The sequence below is a fragment of the Microbacterium sp. P2_F9 genome, from assembly GCF_056403635.1.
This window is the reverse complement of sequence record NZ_JBFUFC010000400.1, coordinates 1-1,209: the sequence shown is the minus strand read 5'-3', so window position 1 is coordinate 1,209 and position 1,209 is coordinate 1. Positions and strand designations below refer to the sequence as shown.

Genomic DNA, 1,209 nt, shown 5'->3' with positions numbered 1-1,209 from the left:
CTGGTGCACTGCGAGGGTGCACCAGCGGTCGCTTGCGTGCGGCGTTCCGAGGCTTCGACGGGGCGAAGTAGGCTAGGACGTCGCGGGCCTCTAGCTMAGTCGGTAGAGCATCGGACTTTTAATCCGCGGGTCATGGGTTCGAGCCCCATGGGGCCCACCGCATCCTGACCGTCTTGCACGGTCGGCCAGCAGATTCAACCGTCGCTTCGACCCGTGCACCACGGGTTACCCTCGTTGCATGGTCGAGGGAGCGGCATGAGCATCGATGGAGCCTCGGGCCCGATCGAGCCCGGTGGCCTGCTCGCCGGTCGCTATCGCATCCAGGAGCTCATCGGCGAAGGCGGAATGGCCGACGTCTACCGTGCTGAAGACACGGCGCTGGGGCGCACCGTGGCGATCAAGGTCATCCGCGGGCAGACCGACACCCCTGGTCACCTCGAGCGCGTCCGTTCCGAGACGACGATCCTCGCCTCGATGAGCCATCCCTCCCTGGTCACCCTCTTCGATGCGCACCTCGGCGAGCAGGGCCAGGGCTACCTCGTGATGGAGTACATCGACGGCCCGACGCTGCGGGACCTCATCGCAAGAGGACCGGTGGATGCCGCGGAGGTCGCTGCCATGACGGCCGAACTGGCCGAGGCGCTGCACGCGGTGCACGACGCCGGCATTGTGCATCGCGACATCAAGCCGTCGAACGTCATCCTCGCCCCGTCGCCGCTGCCCGGACGCCAGTTCCGCCCCAAGCTGGCGGACTTCGGCATCGCCTACCTCCTCGACTCGACGCGCCTCACCACGCCGGGGATGCTCATCGGCACCGCCGCCTACCTCGCGCCCGAGCAGGTGCGCGGCCAGCAGCCCGCTCCCCCGGCCGACATCTACGCGCTGGGGCTCGTCGCCCTCGAGGCCATCACCGGCCAGCGCGCATACCCGAATGCGGCCGGGCATGAGGCGATCGCGATACGACTGACGGTCCCGCCGACTGTTCCCGACTCGCTGGATCCCAGCTGGAAGCGCCTGCTGACAGCGATGACAGCGACCGACCCCGCATTGCGCCCGACGTCGCTCGAAGTCGCGGTGGCGGCATCCGCCCTCATCGCACCGCCCGGCGCGACCGGACTCACCGCCGTCCTGCCGGTCGGCGATCAGCCCACCGAGGCGCTGCCGGGGGCGGCGGTTCTCGGTGCGGCCGCGGGCGGGGCCGCACTCGGC

General features: G+C 69.9%; 1 protein-coding gene and 1 tRNA gene. Both read left to right on the top strand.

Going from position 1 to position 1,209, the window contains the following annotated elements:
• Nucleotides 1–84: 84 nt before the first annotated feature.
• Nucleotides 85–157 (top strand) — tRNA-Lys (locus tag AC1DVT_RS20350).
• A gap of 98 nt (nt 158–255) precedes the next feature.
• On the top strand, nt 256–1,209 hold a 954-nt coding region (locus AC1DVT_RS20345), incomplete at its 3' end, for a serine/threonine-protein kinase (protein WP_477391227.1).